The organism is Xanthocytophaga flava (genome assembly GCF_030068545.1).
Taxonomy (GTDB): Bacteria; Bacteroidota; Bacteroidia; order Cytophagales; family 172606-1; genus Xanthocytophaga; species Xanthocytophaga flava.
In genome coordinates this window covers 1-19,096 of sequence record NZ_JASJOR010000062.1, presented here as the reverse complement: position 1 = coordinate 19,096, position 19,096 = coordinate 1, and the positions used below count along the sequence as shown (strand labels likewise).

Below are 19,096 nucleotides of genomic sequence, written 5' to 3'. Positions count from 1 at the left end.
TATTCTTTTTTTGGCAAGTCCCTACACACTGCCTGAGGGGCTTGCCAAAAAAAGAATGGGCTATTGGGTGTTTCTGGCAATTAGACCTGAACTTATATTTTTGTTCACTTTTTTCTTGCATGTTCAACGAATATCATGTAAATAAGCTATCTCTTCTAGTATTGTATCAAAATCACGGACATAAGATTTACTGTCTTTGTGCAATAGTAGTAACTTACTAGTCAATTTCAATAAATGATCCATACTCTTGATCTAGTTCTAAAAATTAAATCTCCTGAATATGTATTTTAAATAAAAATGTAAAGCTAACATAACTTTTTTGGCACCTATTACTGGGGATTTGTAGAAGTCTTTAGAATATGTTTGTTTGAGGATATTTCTCAGAAGATTTTCCAGTATTCATTGGTACTTACTTACTAAATAAAGCAAAGCTATCTCATTTCTCACAACAAATGGAAAACACAATCAGCCAAAAATATAATCTTTCACCCACATCTACATTACACCCACGATAGCAATGGAAAAGGAACAATTGATAGAATTGATTCGGAAAATCAGATTTGCGGAAGCATCTAGTGAGCAAGAAGCTGACGAACAAATCATGCAGTTAAGAGAAAATGTGCCAGATCCTGATATTTTAAAATATTTTAAAAAGCCATATGAGCACTTTTCTCCAGAGGAAATACTGTCACTTATGTTATCTTACAAACCTATTATTCTGTAAAACCTTCATAAAAGATTAGCCCAGATCTTTACTAATTATCCTTTCTGGTCTGGTTCAGGATATACGTTTTTAATTTCATTCAATAAGTCAACCCATATATTGTTTTTATGATCTATAATCGTCTTGTCTACAGCTATAAAGGCAGTATTCAGATAATTAGACATATTGAATAGTAGCTCATAATTTTCTTCCTTATCACTAGCATTAACAATACTTTGAGTATAGATAGTTAAAAACAGGATAAAACCAGATAAACTCTCATTGACATAACCCATCCCAGGGCTTTCAACTACCCAGATATGTCCATGTTCTGAATCAATATAAATGTCAGCATCTACGCAATCCAGACTTAATACTCCTAATTTGTAATATAGTATTCCATCCAATTGTTCGGGCTCAATACTTTGAGAAGGCTCAAAGGCCAGAGTATCATATATATCTAACCTAGGAAGGCCAATAACTACTAATAGCTTTTTAGCATCAAAGGGTATTTCCAAATCAGACAATGTCTCAGGAGGGTAATTGAAAGGAGTATAACTGAGAAATTTGTATTCACTAAGGTCTCTCATAAAAGGATTACTATAGCTTGGGTAACAGGTCGATTTCCTAAAAAACCATCCAAGAGGTACTTTAGTGTGAGGATGAATATGAGTAATTAAACCCACACAATACTCCTTTTCTGATAAATGCACACAAAACAAATCCCCTATAGAATATTTATATCTTTTCTTTTTAAACTTACCAGTTGATGTCAGAAGATTATCCACTTACCTAAATTGGAGATGATTGTCTTATTAAGCGTAATAGCCCCTAGTTTGAAGATCAGTTCGAACTAGGGGCTATTACACTCATACTAAAGATTACTATACCCTTAATGCTCCACCAGCTTCGATCCATTTTATTACTTTTTCTGAAGCCCAATCTGCTTGGTCAGACTCATATTTCACCAAAAAATCTTTTTTGAACGAATTATAGAACTTATTAATCCAATCTAAGAAATCAGAATCTTTTGTTATTAATACATTATCATTGTAGTATCTTGAGCAACAATAAAGGCGAGAACGAGATAAAATTATTTGATTTGGATCAGGAAAAACTGGCATTGAAAACTCAATTACACAACTCTTATCTACATCAACAAAATATTTATTAATCTTCTCACTATATCTTGTCACAATACATTGGGAAAATCTCTCCAACTGTAAATATACTTGTCTAGCTTTCGCTTCGGGCTTGTATAAATGAAGATTTTCTACATACAACTCATCAAGACTGACAATTGGATTACGTATTGTATATATATTATTCTTCTTTAGCCATTCATCTATTAAAAATAACTCTTCAGGTAATAGATAAAAATTTAATTGTTTAGAGTTCATATCTGTTATTTTTTTGTTACAAGCTTTGAACTCAGGCCTTTTACCTCCTTGCGCTTGTTCAATATCATCTAGTGCTTTCATTTCTCTAGAAACTGGAGAACCATTCTTATTCTCTTTTCCAACTTGATACTGTTCTACTTCACCAGTCTCAGGATGTACTTGTTCAATATCGATATATCTTTTTCCCTTCTCTTCGTCAAGAGTCTTTACCATTACTTCTTTCTACTTTATCTATTGTTTTAAAAGTTATTTCTGAAGTTATTCATCTGAAGATCCAAAAGTCTTAATGTCTCTTTCTGAGAAGTATCTGCATCCAGAATTTTCAGTTCTTTTAATAGTGTGTCTTCACTTCGCCCTTCAGGTGTGAACGATAATTGAATCTGATCACTGCCTAAAGAAGCTGTAAAATGAATCTCATCCTGAATATCAGACAAGCGAAATTGCTGATTGTCTATCCAATGAAAAGACCCTATAAGTCGACTAAAAAAGAAGGATTGAGGCTTAGCCACTTTAATCAGATTTCTTTGAATAAGTGTCTCTTTCTTATCAAAAAAAAGAATGGAGATGCGTGCACCTGTTACATCAGTATTGAGCTCGATAGCAGCTTTATGCTTTCTATCTTTAGATGAGACTTTTTTTCCAACAAAGATATTCACAAAATTTGCATCAAGCACCTTATGGTAAGCTTCCTGAAAAGGAGTCATGTCCCATCCATATTGCTTGGCAGCTTCCTCAATATTAAGCTGTATCTGGTCTAGTATCTCTCTTTGTTGCTGTTTTTGATCTAAACTAAAATATCGATCAAAATCATAGTACTTCACCATACAACATATATTAAAGAAAGAATCTAAGGGCGAAGGAGGTGATATATAAGTATGCTCGCTTTTTTTATTGGTTAAATCAATGTGTATCTTTTGAAGATATTTAATATTAGGTGGTGGCAGTAATCTATTATAAAGTTCACTCACCACAGTAGCTTCACGATTAAACTGCAGTTGTATCTCATGTGCAAGTTCAGCACCCTGATAACTTACTAATACAATATAGGGTTTTCTCATTTTTTTCCAAGTCTAAATTTTCCGCTTTAGCAAGATAGGGAACAGTTGCAGGTTTCTTTCGCAGAGCATTTATTTGATGACGAGTTAGATAATCTGACAGATGAAACCGAGTAAGTATGTTACCTGTTCTGCCTCTTTTTACAGCCACCTTTTTTACCCAATGTACCCTCCTATTACACCACTATAACCTTGCCTTATACAGCCTTATATCAATTATTTCCTTTATTATTTTTCCAGATAATAATATTTAGCACAGAAATATAATCCAGTCAAAAAAGTGTAAAAAGCAAGCATTCCTAAAAATATAATTACAATAAAAAAATATGCGAAAAAGACATAAAATATAAGGCAGCCTCTTGGGTATAAAGGTGAGATTTACTAAATTTACAGCCTTACTTTATAGAAATAAAAATAGGAACTCCCAGAGGAATTCCTACCCACGCCAGTGTAGCGAAGTTTGGCCGCCGAACTACAGCTGGACTTAGTGAACAACTATTCTGCGATGCAGAAAGGCTGTTTTTTATTTTTAAACGAAACAATGCAAAAAACTAAACTATGTTGTTTGATTCTGTAGAGGTATAAACTGAATCTGTTAACTACTATGTGACAGTGGAGGCTTTGCTTTTGCTACAGAAGGCAACAAATCATAAACAAAGGTAATAAAAAGTAAATAAAAGTAAATATCCATAACTACTTTTTTACGACTATTCGTCGAAAAACGAAAGGATATTCTACTTTCCTATTGTACTAACCTTTTTTATAGTAGCAGTGGCTTTTGCACATTGTTTCCGGGTATTTCCTCATAGGGGGTTCTGGTGTAATCAGTTTTTACCCAAACCTTTATTCCCTACATGTTTAATCCTTTTGAAGACATCCTGACACGGCTAGTCCGGGTGGAGGCTCTTTTACTTGAATTACAATCGATTACCATTCTTCCTGCCCCAGCAGACAAGCAGCTCGGTGGCATCGAACTAGCCATGCAGATTACAGGCCTGGCTCAGTCTACTATTTACAATCTGGTATGTGCAGGCAGCATTCCGCATATGAAGCGGGGACGCAAGCTGTATTTCAGCCGGGCTGAACTGGAAGCCTGGATTATGGATGGCAAACATCAGACACTACAGGAACTGGAAACGGAAGTAGCACGCCATCTGTCTGACAAGCCAGATCAGAAAGAACAATTTCAGTCAGCCACCTCAACCCGCTAATCCATGCCACAGGATATGTTTTTAGATCACGCCAATGGCGTGAATGGCGAAGCTTTGCCCTTACCAAATGTACATGCAGTGTCTGTAACGCCTGCATTGGCCCTGAGAGACTATCAGCAGGAGAGTATTGTGAAACTGGCAGAAAAGCATCTGTCAGGCAAGAAACGGGTAATTCTGTGCCTGCCTACTGGCGCAGGCAAGACAGTCACCTTTGCCGAGATTACCAGACGCACACTGGAAGGCATTAGCCGGGGGCGTGTACTGATTCTGACGGATCGCATTGAACTCTTGCATCAGGCGGCTGTAACGCTTCACAAAGCAGGATTACAGGCAGGTATACTGAATGCAGAAACCAAGCACATGCCCCGCAATAAAGTAGTGGTGGCAATGGTAGAGACGTATTACCGCCGAATCAAGAAAGGCTGGTCATTGCCGGATCTGAAGCTGATCATTATAGACGAAGCACACAAAGGCAATTTCCGCAAAGTGATAGACCAGCATCCGGATCTGCCTATGATTGGGGCTACCGCTACACCTATTGCTGCCAGTAAATTTGAACCGCTCAACCATTACTTTGAGGACATTGTGGTAGGCACAGAAATACATCTGTTGATTGAGGCAGGCTACTTATCCAAGCCCAGGTATTTTGCTGTACCTATGGAAATCACGGCCTCTACTGGCTCTGATGGCGAGTATAAGAATAATGAGCTGTATCAGGACTTCCATACACCCAAACTCTATCATGGCTGTGTGACCAACTGGCAAACGCATGCGCAGGGTAAAAAGACGTTGATCTTTTGTGTCAACATCCCACATACGGTCTTTACCGCTAAGGCTTTTAGTCAGGTGCATGCACAGGTACGGTATGTTACCTCCGAAACTCCCGATGCCGAGCGTCAGGCGATTCTGCGATGGTTCGCAGCCACACAGGGAGCGATTCTGGTCAACTGTGGCATTCTCACTACCGGATTTGACGAACCTAGTGTGGAGTGTATTATCCTCAACAGAGCTACCCAGTCTCTGCCCCTATTCCTGCAAATGTGTGGGCGTGGGGCACGGGTTACGGCCAGTAAGCGAGAGTTTATCATCATTGATATGGGCAATAATCTGGATGAGCATGGTTTGTGGCATGAGCCGCGTGACTGGAGTTATCTGTTCTGGACGGGCAAGGCTCAGAAAACCCTTGAGATTGCTCCTACTAAGAAGTGTCCGGAGTGTGAGTCGATCATTGCCTTAAGCTGTGTTACCTGTCCACATTGTGGTTTTGAGTTTGAACGCCTCTCTCAGGAGCAGCGTGAATCTGAACATGTTCATACAGAAGAAGTCTCCATCGACTGGAGCTATCTCAAGCAAAAAAGCTGGTCAGAAATGAGCGTCGCCGAGCTGATCCAGCGGGCTCAGATAGGCAATAGCTACACAGGCACGCCTTACAAGGCAAACTGGATTATACACCGCATCATGGAGCGTGACAACCCACGCCCTCTCCTGGAAGAGTTGGCTCAGCTCAAAGGCTATCGGCCTGGCTGGGTAGACAAACGCCTGCAAGAATATACCCAAACGGAAGACAAACGCATTATACGCGATTTTAACACGCCAAGGCTGAAATCGACCTTATATGGATAATCATGCAGATACACAGGTGCAAAAACTATTCTCTACCTTTTATATCTCTTACTACCTATATGTCAACCATTAGTTTCTTTTCGTCTATCGATGCGTTAACCACACAACCCTACTCAGTAGATCTTTACCTGTCACATATCCAGGATGGATTATGGCGCGAAATGCTAGAACCGATCCGTCAGGGAGTGTCAGAGGCCGATTCGTGCAATTCTCTTCCCATAGTCGCTATCTCGGGTTTGTTCTCTATACATACAAACGGATTATCACTTATCCAACATTCGGGCTTTATCGCAATGGACGTAGAGGGCTTTCGGGATCTACAGCGAGGTAAACAGATTTTGTCTCTTGACAAATATACCTATGCGGTATTTGAGAACTATTCCGGCAAGGCACTAACAGTGGTAGTCCGCATTCCAGCTAGTGACCATATGCAGGCGTATCAGGCGCTGAGCGAGTATTACGAGGGTGTTTATGGCCTCATTACCGACCCATCAGATCAGTTTGTCACACGATTCCGGTATGTGACCTATGATCCGGATCTGAGAGGTAATCCAAAGGCAGAAGTGTTCTGTGTCTGAATTGTAATTCAGTCCAGACAAATGATGTCTGAATTTGTAAATCATCGAAAATGTAGGGGCGAACCCGCGTGTTCGCCCGGATCGTCGCAGCGAATGTCTGTATAAATCCGAACCAATGTAGGGGCGACTGGCGGTCGCCCTGGTTCCATTCGCGAAGGATCAGGTTATCAGACAACCATTTCGGATTATACCATGCCGTGTCTGTACCGATCTGGGCGCACACATAGGTGCGCCCCTACAGGGTCGGAATAATCCTAATCGTTCGGTAAGGAACGTGGGCGATCTGCCAATCGCCCCTACAATGTCGGAATACCACAAACGCGGTCTGCGGGAAACCGGGCGCACACATGGGTGCGCCCCTACAGAAAAATAACAACTCATAAAATCAACCAACTTACGAAATCACATGAAAGATCATACCATAACCTTATTCCCTCACGCATACGCGAAAACAGGACAAGAATACCCGCTTCGAACCTTCCTGGAAAACATACAAAACGGCACCTGGAAAGAGGCGGTGCAGAAAGTACGAACCTGTAATAATGAAGACAACCAGAAAAAGCTGAAAGAGAAATTGCCTGCCGTAACCATTTCCGGAGTGTTTACAGACGGCAAGTCAGACACTCACCTGCAGCAGCATTCGGACTTTATAGCCATTGATCTGGACGATGTGACCGATCTGGACAAGGTCAAAGCTTTGCTTGAGCAAGATCCATATACCTATGCCCAGTTTGTCAGTTGTCGGGGCAAAGGCTTGTGTGTGATAGTACGCATCGATGGCAAAAAACACAAACTGGCCTTTGATGGCTTGTCGCAGTATTATTTCCAGACCTATGGACTGATCGTAGACCCCAGCGGTCGCAATGTGTCTCGTCTGCGGTTTGTCAGCTATGATCCGGACCTACGGGTGATGGAAGAGTCTAAGGTGTTTAAACTCTATCCTGAAAAGGAAAAGAAAAAGCCTGATACGCGCAATATCTTCTTTGGCAGTCATGACATAGACCATGTATTTGATCAGATACAAAGCCGGCAAATCGACATTACAGGCAATTACCACCAGTGGTGCTCTATTGGCTTTGCTCTGGCTGATTACTTTGGCGAAGTAGGCCGTGACCGCTTTCTGGCAGTGAGTCAGTTTTCGTCACTGTATGATGCAAAAAAGGCAGACCTGCAATATTCTGCCTGCCTCAGACACAATGCTACCAGCGTAAAGAAGGTCACCATTGCCACCTTTCTGTGGTATTGCAAACAGCATGGCATCAGCATTATTTCCGAACAAACCAAGGCCATTGTACAGTCGGCCAAACTGGGAAAGAACGGAAGCAATACCGTGGAGGGAACTGTCAATGTATTGCAACAGGCCCATGGCATTGATCCGGAAATAACCCGGCCTATAGTAGAGCAGGTGTATGCTACCCCTCAGGATATAGATGAAGACCGTATTCCGCTTTGGGTACGACTCGAAAAGTATTTTAAGGAATATCAGCCTGATCTGAAACGGAATGTACTCAATCAGGAAGTGTACCGCAACTATATACGCCAGACCGAAAGAGATCTGATTGATATCACCATTGATGCCTCCCGCAAGATTTTGCAGCCGATTGGCAAAGACATGGTCTTTGATTATATGAAGTCGTCAGGTATTATAGAGTTTAATCCGTTGAGAGACTTTTTTGAAGGCATGGGTAGTGCTACTACAGGCCATATCCGGCGTCTGGCCGAATCGTTGTGCTGCAAGCATGGTCATGACTTTGCCACTACAGTGCTGCGCAAGTGGCTGGTAGGTTGTGTAGGATCGGCATTTGATGTGCATAGCTGTGTGATGCTGGTGCTGGCAGGCAAGCAGAAAGCTGGAAAAAGTGCATGGATCAAACAACTGCTGCCCGATAATCTGTATTGCCGTACCGAACTGATAACCCCGCATGTGTTCGGAGAACGCACCTACCAGGATGACCTGGTGATGAGCTCGTCCTGGATAGCGATTGATGAGGAGTTTAACAGCATTGTGAAGATGGGCTACAAACGCATGAAATCCATGATTACCCAGCCTACGGTGTTTATGCGCTACAACTACGACAGACGGGGCCAGAACAAGCCTCGTCTGGTCAACTTTGCCGGCTGTGCCAATGAGGTAGACTTTCTGGAAGACACAACCGGAAATCGCCGCTTTGGGGTGATTGAGGTGACAGAAGGCATCAACTGGGACATATACAATGCGGTAGACAAATATGAACTCTGGAAAGAAGCCTATCACCTGTACATCCAGGGTGTTGACACGGATATGACTGACGAAGAGATGCAACGCATCAATGAGGTAGCTGAAGAATACCGCCAGCGGTCAAAGGAAGAAGAGCTAATTATCAAGTTCTTTACTCCTTGTACTCCACAGACTTCCGGATCGGCTTTTGTTTCATCGACCACCATTGGTCATTTTCTTCAAATCTACAGTACCTATAAAAACCTGAGTCCGGATAAGATTGGCAGGGCTATGAAATCGCTGGGTTTTGACAACAACAAGGGCAAGCCGATCAAACTTTCCGGCAAATCCATTCGGGGATTCTGGGTGTTGTGTGACGAAGACAAACGTCATAGTCTCAAATAAGTACCCCTTCTAACCAGCCAAAATCCGGGTTCGGGTTACACATGCAGTTTGTCGGTTACACATAGTTACACTTCAGGTTACACTTTAAGTCTTTGATAATGAATCAAGTTACACTGGATACACTTGTTTTGGGGTTCGTAAAATTCCTGAGAGAGTATAGCACACTATATATCCCCTATTCTATACTACTATATATATTATATATACACGTGTATAAAAGAAACAAGTGTATCCAGTGTAACAGACCTCATTTATAGCTACTTAGAAGTGTAACCGCTAGTGTAACCTAGTGTAGATAGTGTAACTAACCTAATAATCAGTCATTTACTATTTAAACTATACTATATACTATGCAACCCACCGAATCCCGCTTACAAGGCTTATGCTTCCAATGGCACTGGAACACCTTCCCTCACTATAGAGGCTTATTACACATGAATAACAATACCTCTCAGAACGCCATTAAAGGCGCTTTAAACCGATCTATGGGAGTTGTCAAGGGAGTAGCTGATCTGGAATATTTCTTTGCCTCTACAGGCCATTTTATCGAGTTAAAATCGCAAGAGGGAATTCAGAGCGAGGAACAGAAACTGTTTCAGGCAAGAATTGAAGAACAAGGCGGCTATTATCACATTATCCGCAGTTATGACGAGTTTAAACAATTAATCACCGCTATTCATACAGGCTACCACCGATGAAAAAATACAATCAAACACAATCCATTATGACAATCCGAACCCTGTAGGGGCAGGGCTCGCCCCTGCCCAGATTCCCCACCGAACGATTGGGATTAATCCGACCTAATGTAGGGGCGCACCTGTGTGTGCGCCCAGATCGTCGCAGACACGGCATGGTATCAGTCCGATGGCGTCTGATAAACCTGATCGTTTGTATACCGAAACTGGGCGGGGGCAAGCCCCACCCCTACATTGTCCGATTGTTACAGGCATTGTTTGCGGGAACCAGGGCGACCGCCAGTCGCCCCTACATTGGTTCGGATTAATCTAATCATAGCCTGTAGGAAACCGGGCGCACACATAGGTGCGCCCCTACAAATACCATCACACAAAACACCATTATCCAAATACCAATAACAACACATTATTCACCCTAAAACCCAACAACACCCATATGTATTTCGACACAAACGCATACGATCAATACGAAGAAAGTCACAAAGAGTCTACCTCCTTCTGGCGCAAAGTGACGCACAGTTACAGCCTGGCCTATCTGGATTTTCTGAGTTGGGGCATACAACATCCCGACCCACAAAAGTCATCTATCAAGCTGGCACTATCCGGAAGAAACAAACGCTACACCAACATGCTCTATGACTTCTTTCAGTCTAAAGGATTGATGATCAATGTAACAGGCACACTGAAAGACAAACAGGCCGTCTATACCTTCCAGATCGGGCAAGACACCAATGCTAACTACCAACTCACTGATCCGGAAGAGCTGGCCTGTACCGAAGACTATCCCAACCGATATGATGCAGAAACGGCTGCTTTCAAGATCGCATTTACAGTGTTGAATAAATGGATAATAGATCAGCACAGCTATGGGTTTAGACTTCGGTAAACACTCCTGACAGGCACCACCCTGCACTAGCTTTACTCTCTTGCGCAGAGTTATGCGCAGCAAGCCCTCTGCCGTGAACTATGCGCAAGCAAGATGATGAGCATAGTTCACGACAAAACCGAGCCTGACCCGTGCCAACTGCATGCCGAGGCTTCAGTCCCAGGTATGTGTGGAATTCACGGCAGAAAAGGCCTTGTGCATAACTCACGGCAAGACTCACGGCTGCGCATAGTTCAGTTCAAAAATCAATTTGACCCTAACTCTGCGCAGAATTACCAATTATTCACAACCCATAACTTTACAAACTCAATGGATTTACAAAAGATAGGCCAACGCATTTTATATGTACGCACTGAAATAGCCAAACTCCCTCAACGCGAATTTGTGCAACGCATGGGACTAGGCCAAAGCAACATCTCCCAACTGGAAAAAGGCCAGAGCCTCCCCTCCTGCTTCTTTCTCTACAGCCTGCATGTGACTTATGATGTGAACCTTAACTGGTTGATGACCGGAAGTGGAGAGGTGAAAATTAATACTTTATAACGCATACAAGGCATCCTGTTCCCATCGCTGGGGGTTGGTGGTGATGTATTCGGAAATCTGCTGATGGGAATGAGCATTGCGGATGATGTGTTCGTAATAATTGCGCTGCCAAACAGACTCTGATGCTTGCCGAATATCATTAACCTTTTTAGTTACACTGGCTTTATACCCACCGATCATAGCACCCAACGATTTCGGATTTAACCTTGTAGGGGCGATTGGCAGATCGCCCTGGTTCCCAGCCGAACGATGGGTTTGATCCGAGCCTATGGTAGTGGCCTGGGCGACCTGCCAGTCGCCCCTACATTTTGTATCTATAATTTCCACAATGCCATGCATGTGATTGGGCATGATGATGAATTCATGCAATGCAATTCCCTGCCGGATTTCGACTGATTTTCCCCATTCTTGACGGGCTATCTCCCCCGCCTCATTCAACACCATCTGCCCACCGTTAACGTGTCCAAACAAACATTGCCTATCCTTTACACAGATGGTCACAAAATACAAACCTGCCAGACTATAATCATAATCTGACAACCGGATAGATCGACGGTGATGAATGGCAGGATTATAGAACGAATCAGACGACATACAGGTATTTTACAGATAAATCACCTCAACAAACCTTAAGGTAACCTATGCGATAAATCCGAACTAGTCGGGCGTCGTGGGTAAAAAACATGAGATCTGGCAAAAACAGACTAGAAACGCACCTTACAGCCAGGGAGCCATTCCCGGATCTGGGCTACCATTTGCGCAGACATGGGATTGCCGGTCAGATCCAGCTTTTTCAAATGTACCAACCGGGCAATCTGTGGTGATACTTCTGTAAGCTGGTTCAAATACAGATTCAGTATTTCCAGTTGGGTTAGATTCCAGATTTCATCTGGCAGCTCTTTTAACGCATTACTCCCCAACTTCAGTTCTTTTAACTGTGTCAGCGAGCCAAGTACCTTTGGAACATGTCCAAGCGAATTATTATACAAATCTACTTTCTGCAATCCGGTTAGCTGTGCGAGTTCATCTGGCAGATCTGTTATCGGTTGTCCAACAATAATAAACTCTCTCAGGTGTGTCAGATAGCGAATCTGCCCCGGAACTGTATCAATCTCATACGGACTGGTATGGGTCATATCCAGTACCTCTCTTGAATGAACGTGCTCCCACCCGGAATAGATCCGCAAAATTTTTTCTGCCAGTGTCGACTCCTTTCGCTCCTGCCCGGTAGTCATCCAGTGATAAAGTATCTCCATATCTGCAAGAAACTCACTAATATCAATAGATAACGATTGAGCCGTTTCCAGGCCGACCTGTATAGATTCCAATTGCCCGGACTGCAACAATCGCATACAGTTTTCTTTTTCCAGTGTAATATCCATAGAAAAGCAAGGTACAAAATTTACCTACACTGACGCGGCTATGTAGGATTCCCTATACTTTTGCAGCATCTACTTTGTAGATGCTATGATGTGAACTTGAATTGGTTGATGACCGGGAGTGGAGATGTACTTTGTCAGAGCCAATCGTCACCATTGTGTGAGTAACAAGCTCTTAAAATAGGGTATGTCTCAGCCTTTCCACCCAATGCGACCCATTGGCAAAAGATGTAATTGTGACATCACCTTACCGGGCAAGAAAGCTGAGAATGATAATCACATTCTGGAAAAGACCAGGTATCCTATTATGCCTGGTCTTTTCCATTTTGAGTGCCCTTGTTAACAATAGTTACTACCCATCATCACGTATTTCCATCTGGAATAAATCGTATTCTTTATACGTTATGTCATAAAATCAATAAATACAGATGCAACTATCTACCTTTATCTTGTGTCAAGACATAAACAACAGCTTTATTCCCTATGAAAATAAAAATAGTTACTATTATAGCATTAGCCTTGTACCTATGCGGTTGTAAAAAGGAAGAAAAACAGCCTGAATATGGTTGTGATAGTCCTGTATTATCAACGGTTAGAGGCGTTCCAGGTGTACTTTACTATAACAAAGCTAACAATAACATAAGCCTTGTTACGCAAGCGGGATCCATTTTTGGTTTTTATCAGGTCTGTAATACTGAATATGAGCAGTTTGAACAATTAAATTACAAAACGCAGGATAGCATTCCTGTCCTTTTTGATGGCCAGTTGAAAGCCTCCGCTCCGCAAATGTCCCCAGCTGTTTACACCTATTATACAATCACGATTCTTTCCATTTCCAAAAGATGATGTAACACATTTGTTTCGCTTTTCAGAGATTAATACAATCAGTTCTGAAACCAAATACCAACCCATAGCCTGCATGTAACCTATGATGTAAACTTAAACTGGCTGATGACGAGGAGTGGGATGCTGGGGAAGGGTAATGAGTAGCAATACACTTGTATACTATATATCTGTAAACAAAGAAAGCTGGACTAACTCTCCAGCTTTCGTAATTAAATGTAAAGAAACTCAGGATTTGACTTTCTTTTTTGCCTCATTCAGTATCCTCTCTAATTTTTCTTTCGTCTCTGGAATTTCTTTCAGCATTAATGCTGTCTTAAAAGCCTCAATGGCTTTATTTTTCTCACCAGTCTCCAGATATAAATCACCAAGAGAATCATAACAGTTAGCACTGGAAGGATAGTTGGTGATGTTGAGTTTAAACAGACGTTCCGCTTTCTTAAATTGTTTCTTGCCTATCATTTGATATCCCAGATTGTTAACCTGACTTTCATCTGGCTTAACGCTGTATCCCATATTGTCAGAGACCTTTTTATAATGCGCAACCAGTACAGAGTCGATGTTAAAGTTTGGATTGGCTAATTCGCTGTCATATAGTTTAAGCTTGTAAAATGCAAAAACAAATCGCAGGGCATCATATTCTCCAATTAGTCTTACAGAGGAGTGGTTGTCCTCGGGGTAGAATTTGTATGTAAAGTATAACTGATTGTTTTTGTATTTAGTCAGGTCTTTAACAAACGCCAGATTACTGCGTATCAGTCTGGTTGCATTATTGGTATCTTTTTGCACACTTAGCGTATCTACTCCTTTTTCCAACCGATTGGCCAGAGCCAGGAATAAAGTTTTCCCTTTGTAATGCTGAACTGGTAAAATTGTCTTAGCCTCTTCGAGAATCTTTTCATTATTCCACCACAACGATCCATCAAGAGATACGTAAGCGTTAAATAGATTCGGAGTATGAAGTAAGGTATGTATGACCGTTAATCCTCCCAGTGAATGACCGATTAGTGTTTTATACGTTGTGGTTGGATAGTTTGCATCGATATACGGAATCAACTCTTTCTCGACAAAGGCCATAAAGTTTTTACCATTGCCAACCACATCAGGTAACTCTTTATCTGTACCTGTAGTTAGTTCGCTTAAGCGATTTGTATGCACAATGCCAACTACAATCATGGGAGGACAAAGGCTCGTTTCCGCCATATGCTCTGTGATACTGACAACGGTGTTGAAATTTTCACTTCCATCTAACAAATACAGTACAGGATATCGACCCCGGTCCTTGATTTTATTTCCGCCATTGCTGTTAGGAATGTGTATCCAGACAGTGCGTTCCTGCCCTAGTATTTTTGATGAGATAGTTTCCGCAAATCCAGTGGTAAATGGGTTGTTCTCTTGCGCATGCGCCTGAACCGTGGTGAAAAGAATTATAACAAAATAGAAACAAGATTTCAAAGAATGATTTTGGAGAAAGAGGAATAAGCGGCTTTTCATAGATACTACGCTTGTTTGATCGAAAATAGAAAGTTAGGATGATATACAGTAGGATAAGATTTGGCTATGACACCTTGCTATCAGGACATATCAGCCAGGACAAAGAGATGCATATATTTTCGAGTAGGTTGCATACACCTGCAGAAATTTAATTTACACATTCCAAAACCTACAGGCTCCTGCTTCTTCCTCTACAGCCTGCATGTGACTTATGATGTGAACCTGAATTGGTTGATGACGGGGAGTGGGGAGGTAAAGAAAAGTGAGCATTAATCTTAAGTATATTAATAAAAGCACAAGTGTATTCTATTATCTAGTTGAAAGAATACGTTTGTGCCATTTCTTTAACTAGAACCTTTTACCTTTTTTAGTAATTTATATATTTAGACTACATTTATAATAGCCTAGAAATTACATTTTTCATAAATAGCTATAATGGAAAGATCTCATAAGGAAAACAGTAAATCACACAAAGTATCTAAGATAGAATCCGAGATTGTAACACTGATAGAGAGGCCTAGAATCTGCTGTTTTGATTTAGAAGCAGAGGCAGTTGCAAAACTAAAAAAGTCCGGGGCCAATATCTATGATGGCACATTAGGTGCTAAAATTACTATTCCAAACCGTTCTAAAAGAGAATATCACGAAATCTCTTTGAATCTAAGTGGTTTTCCTCTAAATCTTCATGAATATGACATAATAATACTTGATCTAAATAATTTTAGTACAATTGACTATGAGGCAAAAGATCATCTAAGCGAATCACAAACAGGCAAATCCTTATATAAACTTGTGAGCAGATATCCCGAAACAATTTTTGACCCAAGACCTATTGTGAGTGATCTTTTAAAGCAAGAATTCAGTAAGATTACAAACCGCCCATCTCTAATTATAGTATTTTCAGCAAGAAGCTATAGCGTTGATTATGAAACGATAAAAGTCACAGAAAGTTATTCAGAAAGTCTAGATATTGAAACATATGATATCTATTCTTTCTATGATAATATCCCTCTGGCAGATGCTAATTATGGTAAAGATGTTTCCATTTGTGAAATGCCGGATGATTTTTATTCACTTTTAGAAAAATACAAGAGAAACATTACTTATGATCAAACGTTTTACCATCCAAAAACATTAGAAGGTTCTAAGTATATTAAAGACCAAAACTTTTTTCCATTAATCAGAAATATAAATGACGAGATTGTATCTTATATACAATTTCATGAAAAAGGGAATCTAATACTTTTTCCTCAAATTAAAGATAAGAGCAGCTTTCTATTAGAATTCCTATCTAAAATAGCACCTTCGATATTCCCTAATCTTTTTCCTTATTCAACCTCATTTGCCTGGAAAAACGAAACAGAATACTGGCTCCCTAAACATGCGTTTTTCTTAAAAGAGAAAGAAGATCTACAAAAAGAGTATGAGCAAAAACTAGAAGAAAATAGGAAAAAGACTGAGCATAATATAGCTAAATATTCTTTTCTACATGATATATTGACAGAAAGCGGTGAGCATCTTGTAAATGCTCTAATTAAGTATCTCAAATGGCTAGAATTTGTAGATGTTCAAAATTATGATGAGACAGATACGTCTTCAACTGTTCTTGAAGAAGATATACAGGTAATACTGCCTAATGGACTTTTAATTATTGAATGTAAAGGAATTGGAGGAACTTCGACAGATTCAGATTGTAGTCAGATTTCAAAGATTAAACACCGTAGATGTAAACAACGAGGAAAATTCGATGTTTTGGCATTATACATCGTGAATCACCAAAGATATTTACCTCCACTAAAAAGGCAAAATCCACCATTCACAGAGCATCAAATACAAGATGCAATCAATGATGAAAGAGGTCTTTTATCAACTTGGCAGCTTTTCAAACTCTACTCTGACATAGAAAATGGTATCATCACAAAAGAAGAAGCCAGAAAATCTATTCTGGAATTTGGACTTATAGAGTTTAAACCCAGTGATCTAAGTTTTGTTTATGAACCAACTGAATTTTTCAATAATGAACAAGTCTGCATTGTTAATATTGAAAATATCACTCTAAATGTGAATGATGAATTATTTATAGAAAGAGACGGTCAATACACAAAGGCACAAATTTTAGATATTCAAGACAATGGACAGTCTGTGCCTCAAGCAACACAGGGAGAATTTGGATTAAAATTAAGTGAAAAGATTAAAAAGAAATCTACTCTCTGGAAAAGATAGGTTTCAATCTAAAAAGAACAACTTTCATTATTATAAAACGATCTGCCTTAATAAATTTCTTATTTAAAATGGAGATACAACTACCAACTAAAAAGGGGAATCCAAATATCGATTTAATTTTAGACTTTAACCAACTTGTTATTGTAGGTGCTAATGGTGCTGGTAAAACCAGATTTGGTTCAAGAATTGAAGAAGCTTATCTGGGACAAACACACAGAATTTCCGCACAAAAATCGTTAAGCATGCCTAGGGAGGTTAGTCCCAAATCGAAAGAAAGAGCAGAAAAAGAATTTTATTATGGTACTTATTATGAATCTTATAATGAACAAACATATATATATCAAAAGAAGGGGAGTCGTTGGGGAGATAATTTTAACACTTTTTTGCTTAATGACTTTGATAAGCTTTTAACATTACTTCATACAGAAGAATATGAGGATTCTTTGAATTATAAAGAGGGAAGAATTAATAAACCTTTCACAAAATTAGATAGGGTTCAAAGAATTTGGGAGACAGTCCTTCCACATAGAAAGTTATTAAAAAGAGCGGGCATTATTGAAACATATCCTATAGGAAAAGAGGAAAACAAATATAACTCATCAGAAATGAGTGATGGGGAAAGGGTCATTTTTTACTTAATAGGCGAGGTGGTTTGTGCGCCAATCAATTCAATAATTATTATTGACGAACCCGAAATGCATATTCATAGGTCACTGGTTAAAACTCTCTTTGATTTAATTGAACTGGAAAGACCAGATTGCGCTCTTATCTATCTGACTCATGATATAGACTTTGCATTTACAAGGCAAAATGCCGTAAAAATATGGGCAAAATCGTATGAAGGAAATAATGTGTGGGATTATGAAATTTTAGATGAGGAGATGCCCATTCCCGAACAACTCTATCTTGAAGTTTTAGGCAGTCGTAAACCTGTAATATTTTTAGAAGGTGATAATAGCAGCATTGATTATGAGATTTATGAACAGGTTTATTCTAATTATACCCTTAAACCGTTAGGCGGTTGTGAAAAGGTCATTCAATCAGTAAAATCTTTCAATGAGTTAAATGGATTTCATCATATAAACTCCTTTGGTATTATAGATAGAGATAGACGGCAATCGAGTGATATTGAAAAACTAAATACTAAAAACATCTGGGTACTGGATGTAGCAGAAGCAGAAAACTTACTTTTAATAGAAAGCATAGTAAGGTCAGTAGCATCCCATATGGGTAAAGATCCAGAAATAGTGTTTAGAGAAGTCAGACAAAACCTAATTGACTTCTTCAAAACACAACTAGAATCTCAAATATTACTACACTATAGAGAGTTATTAAAACGAGAGCTATTTAATCTTTCTAATTTTTGTTCTAGCAATATTACAACTGCAATAACTGAAATCGACTTGCTGTATAATAGTATAGATAAGCAAACCCTGTATAATACTATAAGAACACAATTCGAAAATGTGGCAAACACTAAAGATTATGATGCTATATTGCGGATTTTCAACCTAAAGAACGCTCTTATTCCTAATTCACGGGTATGTGACCTAACCGGAATAGGAAACAGAGAACATTATCGAAAGCTAGTAATAACGCTACTAAAAAAGAAAGATGCAGTCAGTCAAATTATTCGTGATAGTATTGATAAAAAGATATTAAAATATACAACTTAGTGTTTAATAGGAGTCTAGGCTTAGGTAACACAATAGTGTAGGCTCTAATCTAAAAGAATGAAGTTGTTTAGTAAAAGGAAAGGATTCCCGAAAAAGAGTGAATTTTGAGATGCGAACCAAAAAATATCACTCTAAATGGAAATCCTTTCGAAAGATACGATACGCACCTATATAGTTGCAAATTT

At 39.8% G+C, this 19,096-nt stretch carries 17 protein-coding genes; 11 read left to right on the top strand and 6 right to left on the bottom strand.

Annotated elements, in window-relative coordinates:
* The first annotated feature begins 517 nt into the window (after positions 1 to 517).
* Positions 518 to 724, top strand: coding sequence for a hypothetical protein (locus QNI15_RS38425; RefSeq protein WP_314037464.1), 207 nt, complete (start codon positions 518 to 520; stop codon positions 722 to 724).
* A 35-nt stretch (positions 725 to 759) separates the two neighbouring features.
* On the opposite strand, the gene QNI15_RS38420 is transcribed toward QNI15_RS38425, so the two are convergent.
* From QNI15_RS38420 to QNI15_RS38410, 3 genes are all read right to left on the bottom strand, one after another.
* Complete coding sequence (locus QNI15_RS38420) at positions 760 to 1,293, bottom strand: SUKH-4 family immunity protein (RefSeq protein WP_314037462.1); 534 nt, start codon at positions 1,291 to 1,293, stop codon at positions 760 to 762.
* A gap of 294 nt (positions 1,294 to 1,587) precedes the next feature.
* Positions 1,588 to 2,316, bottom strand: coding sequence for a hypothetical protein (locus tag QNI15_RS38415; RefSeq protein WP_314037460.1), 729 nt, complete (start codon positions 2,314 to 2,316; stop codon positions 1,588 to 1,590).
* 26 nt (positions 2,317 to 2,342) lie between these two features.
* A complete protein-coding gene (locus QNI15_RS38410) occupies positions 2,343 to 3,161 on the bottom strand; it encodes a hypothetical protein (RefSeq protein WP_314037458.1) in 819 nt (272 codons plus the stop codon).
* Positions 3,162 to 4,012: 851 nt separating this feature from the next.
* Between QNI15_RS38410 and QNI15_RS38405 the strand changes: the two genes are divergently transcribed.
* From QNI15_RS38405 to QNI15_RS38375, 7 genes are all read left to right on the top strand, one after another.
* The gene (locus QNI15_RS38405; RefSeq protein ID WP_314037456.1) at positions 4,013 to 4,369 is read left to right on the top strand and encodes a helix-turn-helix domain-containing protein; all 357 of its coding nucleotides are present in this window, start codon (positions 4,013 to 4,015) and stop codon (positions 4,367 to 4,369) included.
* 15 nt (positions 4,370 to 4,384) lie between these two features.
* Positions 4,385 to 5,992: a DEAD/DEAH box helicase gene (locus QNI15_RS38400; RefSeq protein WP_314037454.1), complete on the top strand. Its 1,608-nt coding sequence runs from the start codon at positions 4,385 to 4,387 to the stop codon at positions 5,990 to 5,992.
* A 59-nt stretch (positions 5,993 to 6,051) separates the two neighbouring features.
* On the top strand, positions 6,052 to 6,570 hold the full coding sequence (locus QNI15_RS38395) for a BT4734/BF3469 family protein (RefSeq protein ID WP_314037452.1): 519 nt from the start codon (positions 6,052 to 6,054) through the stop codon (positions 6,568 to 6,570).
* 406 nt (positions 6,571 to 6,976) lie between these two features.
* Positions 6,977 to 9,172 (top strand): VapE domain-containing protein, encoded by a 2,196-nt coding sequence (locus QNI15_RS38390; protein ID WP_314037450.1) that lies wholly within the window; start codon positions 6,977 to 6,979, stop codon positions 9,170 to 9,172.
* A gap of 350 nt (positions 9,173 to 9,522) precedes the next feature.
* Positions 9,523 to 9,870 carry a hypothetical protein gene (locus tag QNI15_RS38385; RefSeq protein WP_314037448.1) on the top strand — a complete coding sequence of 116 codons (348 nt, stop codon included), beginning with the start codon at positions 9,523 to 9,525 and terminating at the stop codon, positions 9,868 to 9,870.
* Between the two features lie 433 nt (positions 9,871 to 10,303).
* A complete protein-coding gene (locus QNI15_RS38380) occupies positions 10,304 to 10,753 on the top strand; it encodes a hypothetical protein (RefSeq protein WP_314037446.1) in 450 nt (149 codons plus the stop codon).
* A gap of 165 nt (positions 10,754 to 10,918) precedes the next feature.
* Complete coding sequence (locus QNI15_RS38375; RefSeq protein ID WP_314037444.1) at positions 10,919 to 11,296, top strand: helix-turn-helix domain-containing protein; 378 nt, start codon at positions 10,919 to 10,921, stop codon at positions 11,294 to 11,296.
* Here QNI15_RS38375 and QNI15_RS38370 read toward each other — a convergent pair.
* On the bottom strand, positions 11,291 to 11,890 hold the full coding sequence (locus QNI15_RS38370) for a transposase (RefSeq protein ID WP_314037442.1): 600 nt from the start codon (positions 11,888 to 11,890) through the stop codon (positions 11,291 to 11,293). The genes QNI15_RS38375 and QNI15_RS38370 overlap by 6 nt on opposite strands.
* 110 nt (positions 11,891 to 12,000) lie before the next feature.
* Positions 12,001 to 12,678 carry a leucine-rich repeat domain-containing protein gene (locus tag QNI15_RS38365; RefSeq protein ID WP_314037440.1) on the bottom strand — a complete coding sequence of 226 codons (678 nt, stop codon included), beginning with the start codon at positions 12,676 to 12,678 and terminating at the stop codon, positions 12,001 to 12,003.
* 480 nt (positions 12,679 to 13,158) lie between these two features.
* Here QNI15_RS38365 and QNI15_RS38360 point away from each other — a divergent pair, with 480 nt between their 5' ends.
* Entirely contained in the window at positions 13,159 to 13,521 is a 363-nt protein-coding gene (locus tag QNI15_RS38360; protein ID WP_314037438.1) for a hypothetical protein, read from the top strand.
* A gap of 225 nt (positions 13,522 to 13,746) precedes the next feature.
* Here the strand turns inward: QNI15_RS38360 and QNI15_RS38355 are convergent, their stop codons facing one another.
* Complete coding sequence (locus QNI15_RS38355) at positions 13,747 to 14,973, bottom strand: alpha/beta hydrolase-fold protein (protein ID WP_314037436.1); 1,227 nt, start codon at positions 14,971 to 14,973, stop codon at positions 13,747 to 13,749.
* 474 nt (positions 14,974 to 15,447) lie between these two features.
* On the opposite strand from QNI15_RS38355, the gene QNI15_RS38350 reads away from it, so the two are divergent.
* Positions 15,448 to 17,235 carry a hypothetical protein gene (locus tag QNI15_RS38350; protein WP_314037434.1) on the top strand — a complete coding sequence of 596 codons (1,788 nt, stop codon included), beginning with the start codon at positions 15,448 to 15,450 and terminating at the stop codon, positions 17,233 to 17,235.
* 68 nt (positions 17,236 to 17,303) lie between these two features.
* Positions 17,304 to 18,911 (top strand): DUF4435 domain-containing protein, encoded by a 1,608-nt coding sequence (locus QNI15_RS38345; RefSeq protein WP_314037432.1) that lies wholly within the window; start codon positions 17,304 to 17,306, stop codon positions 18,909 to 18,911.
* Positions 18,912 to 19,096: the final 185 nt, after the last annotated feature.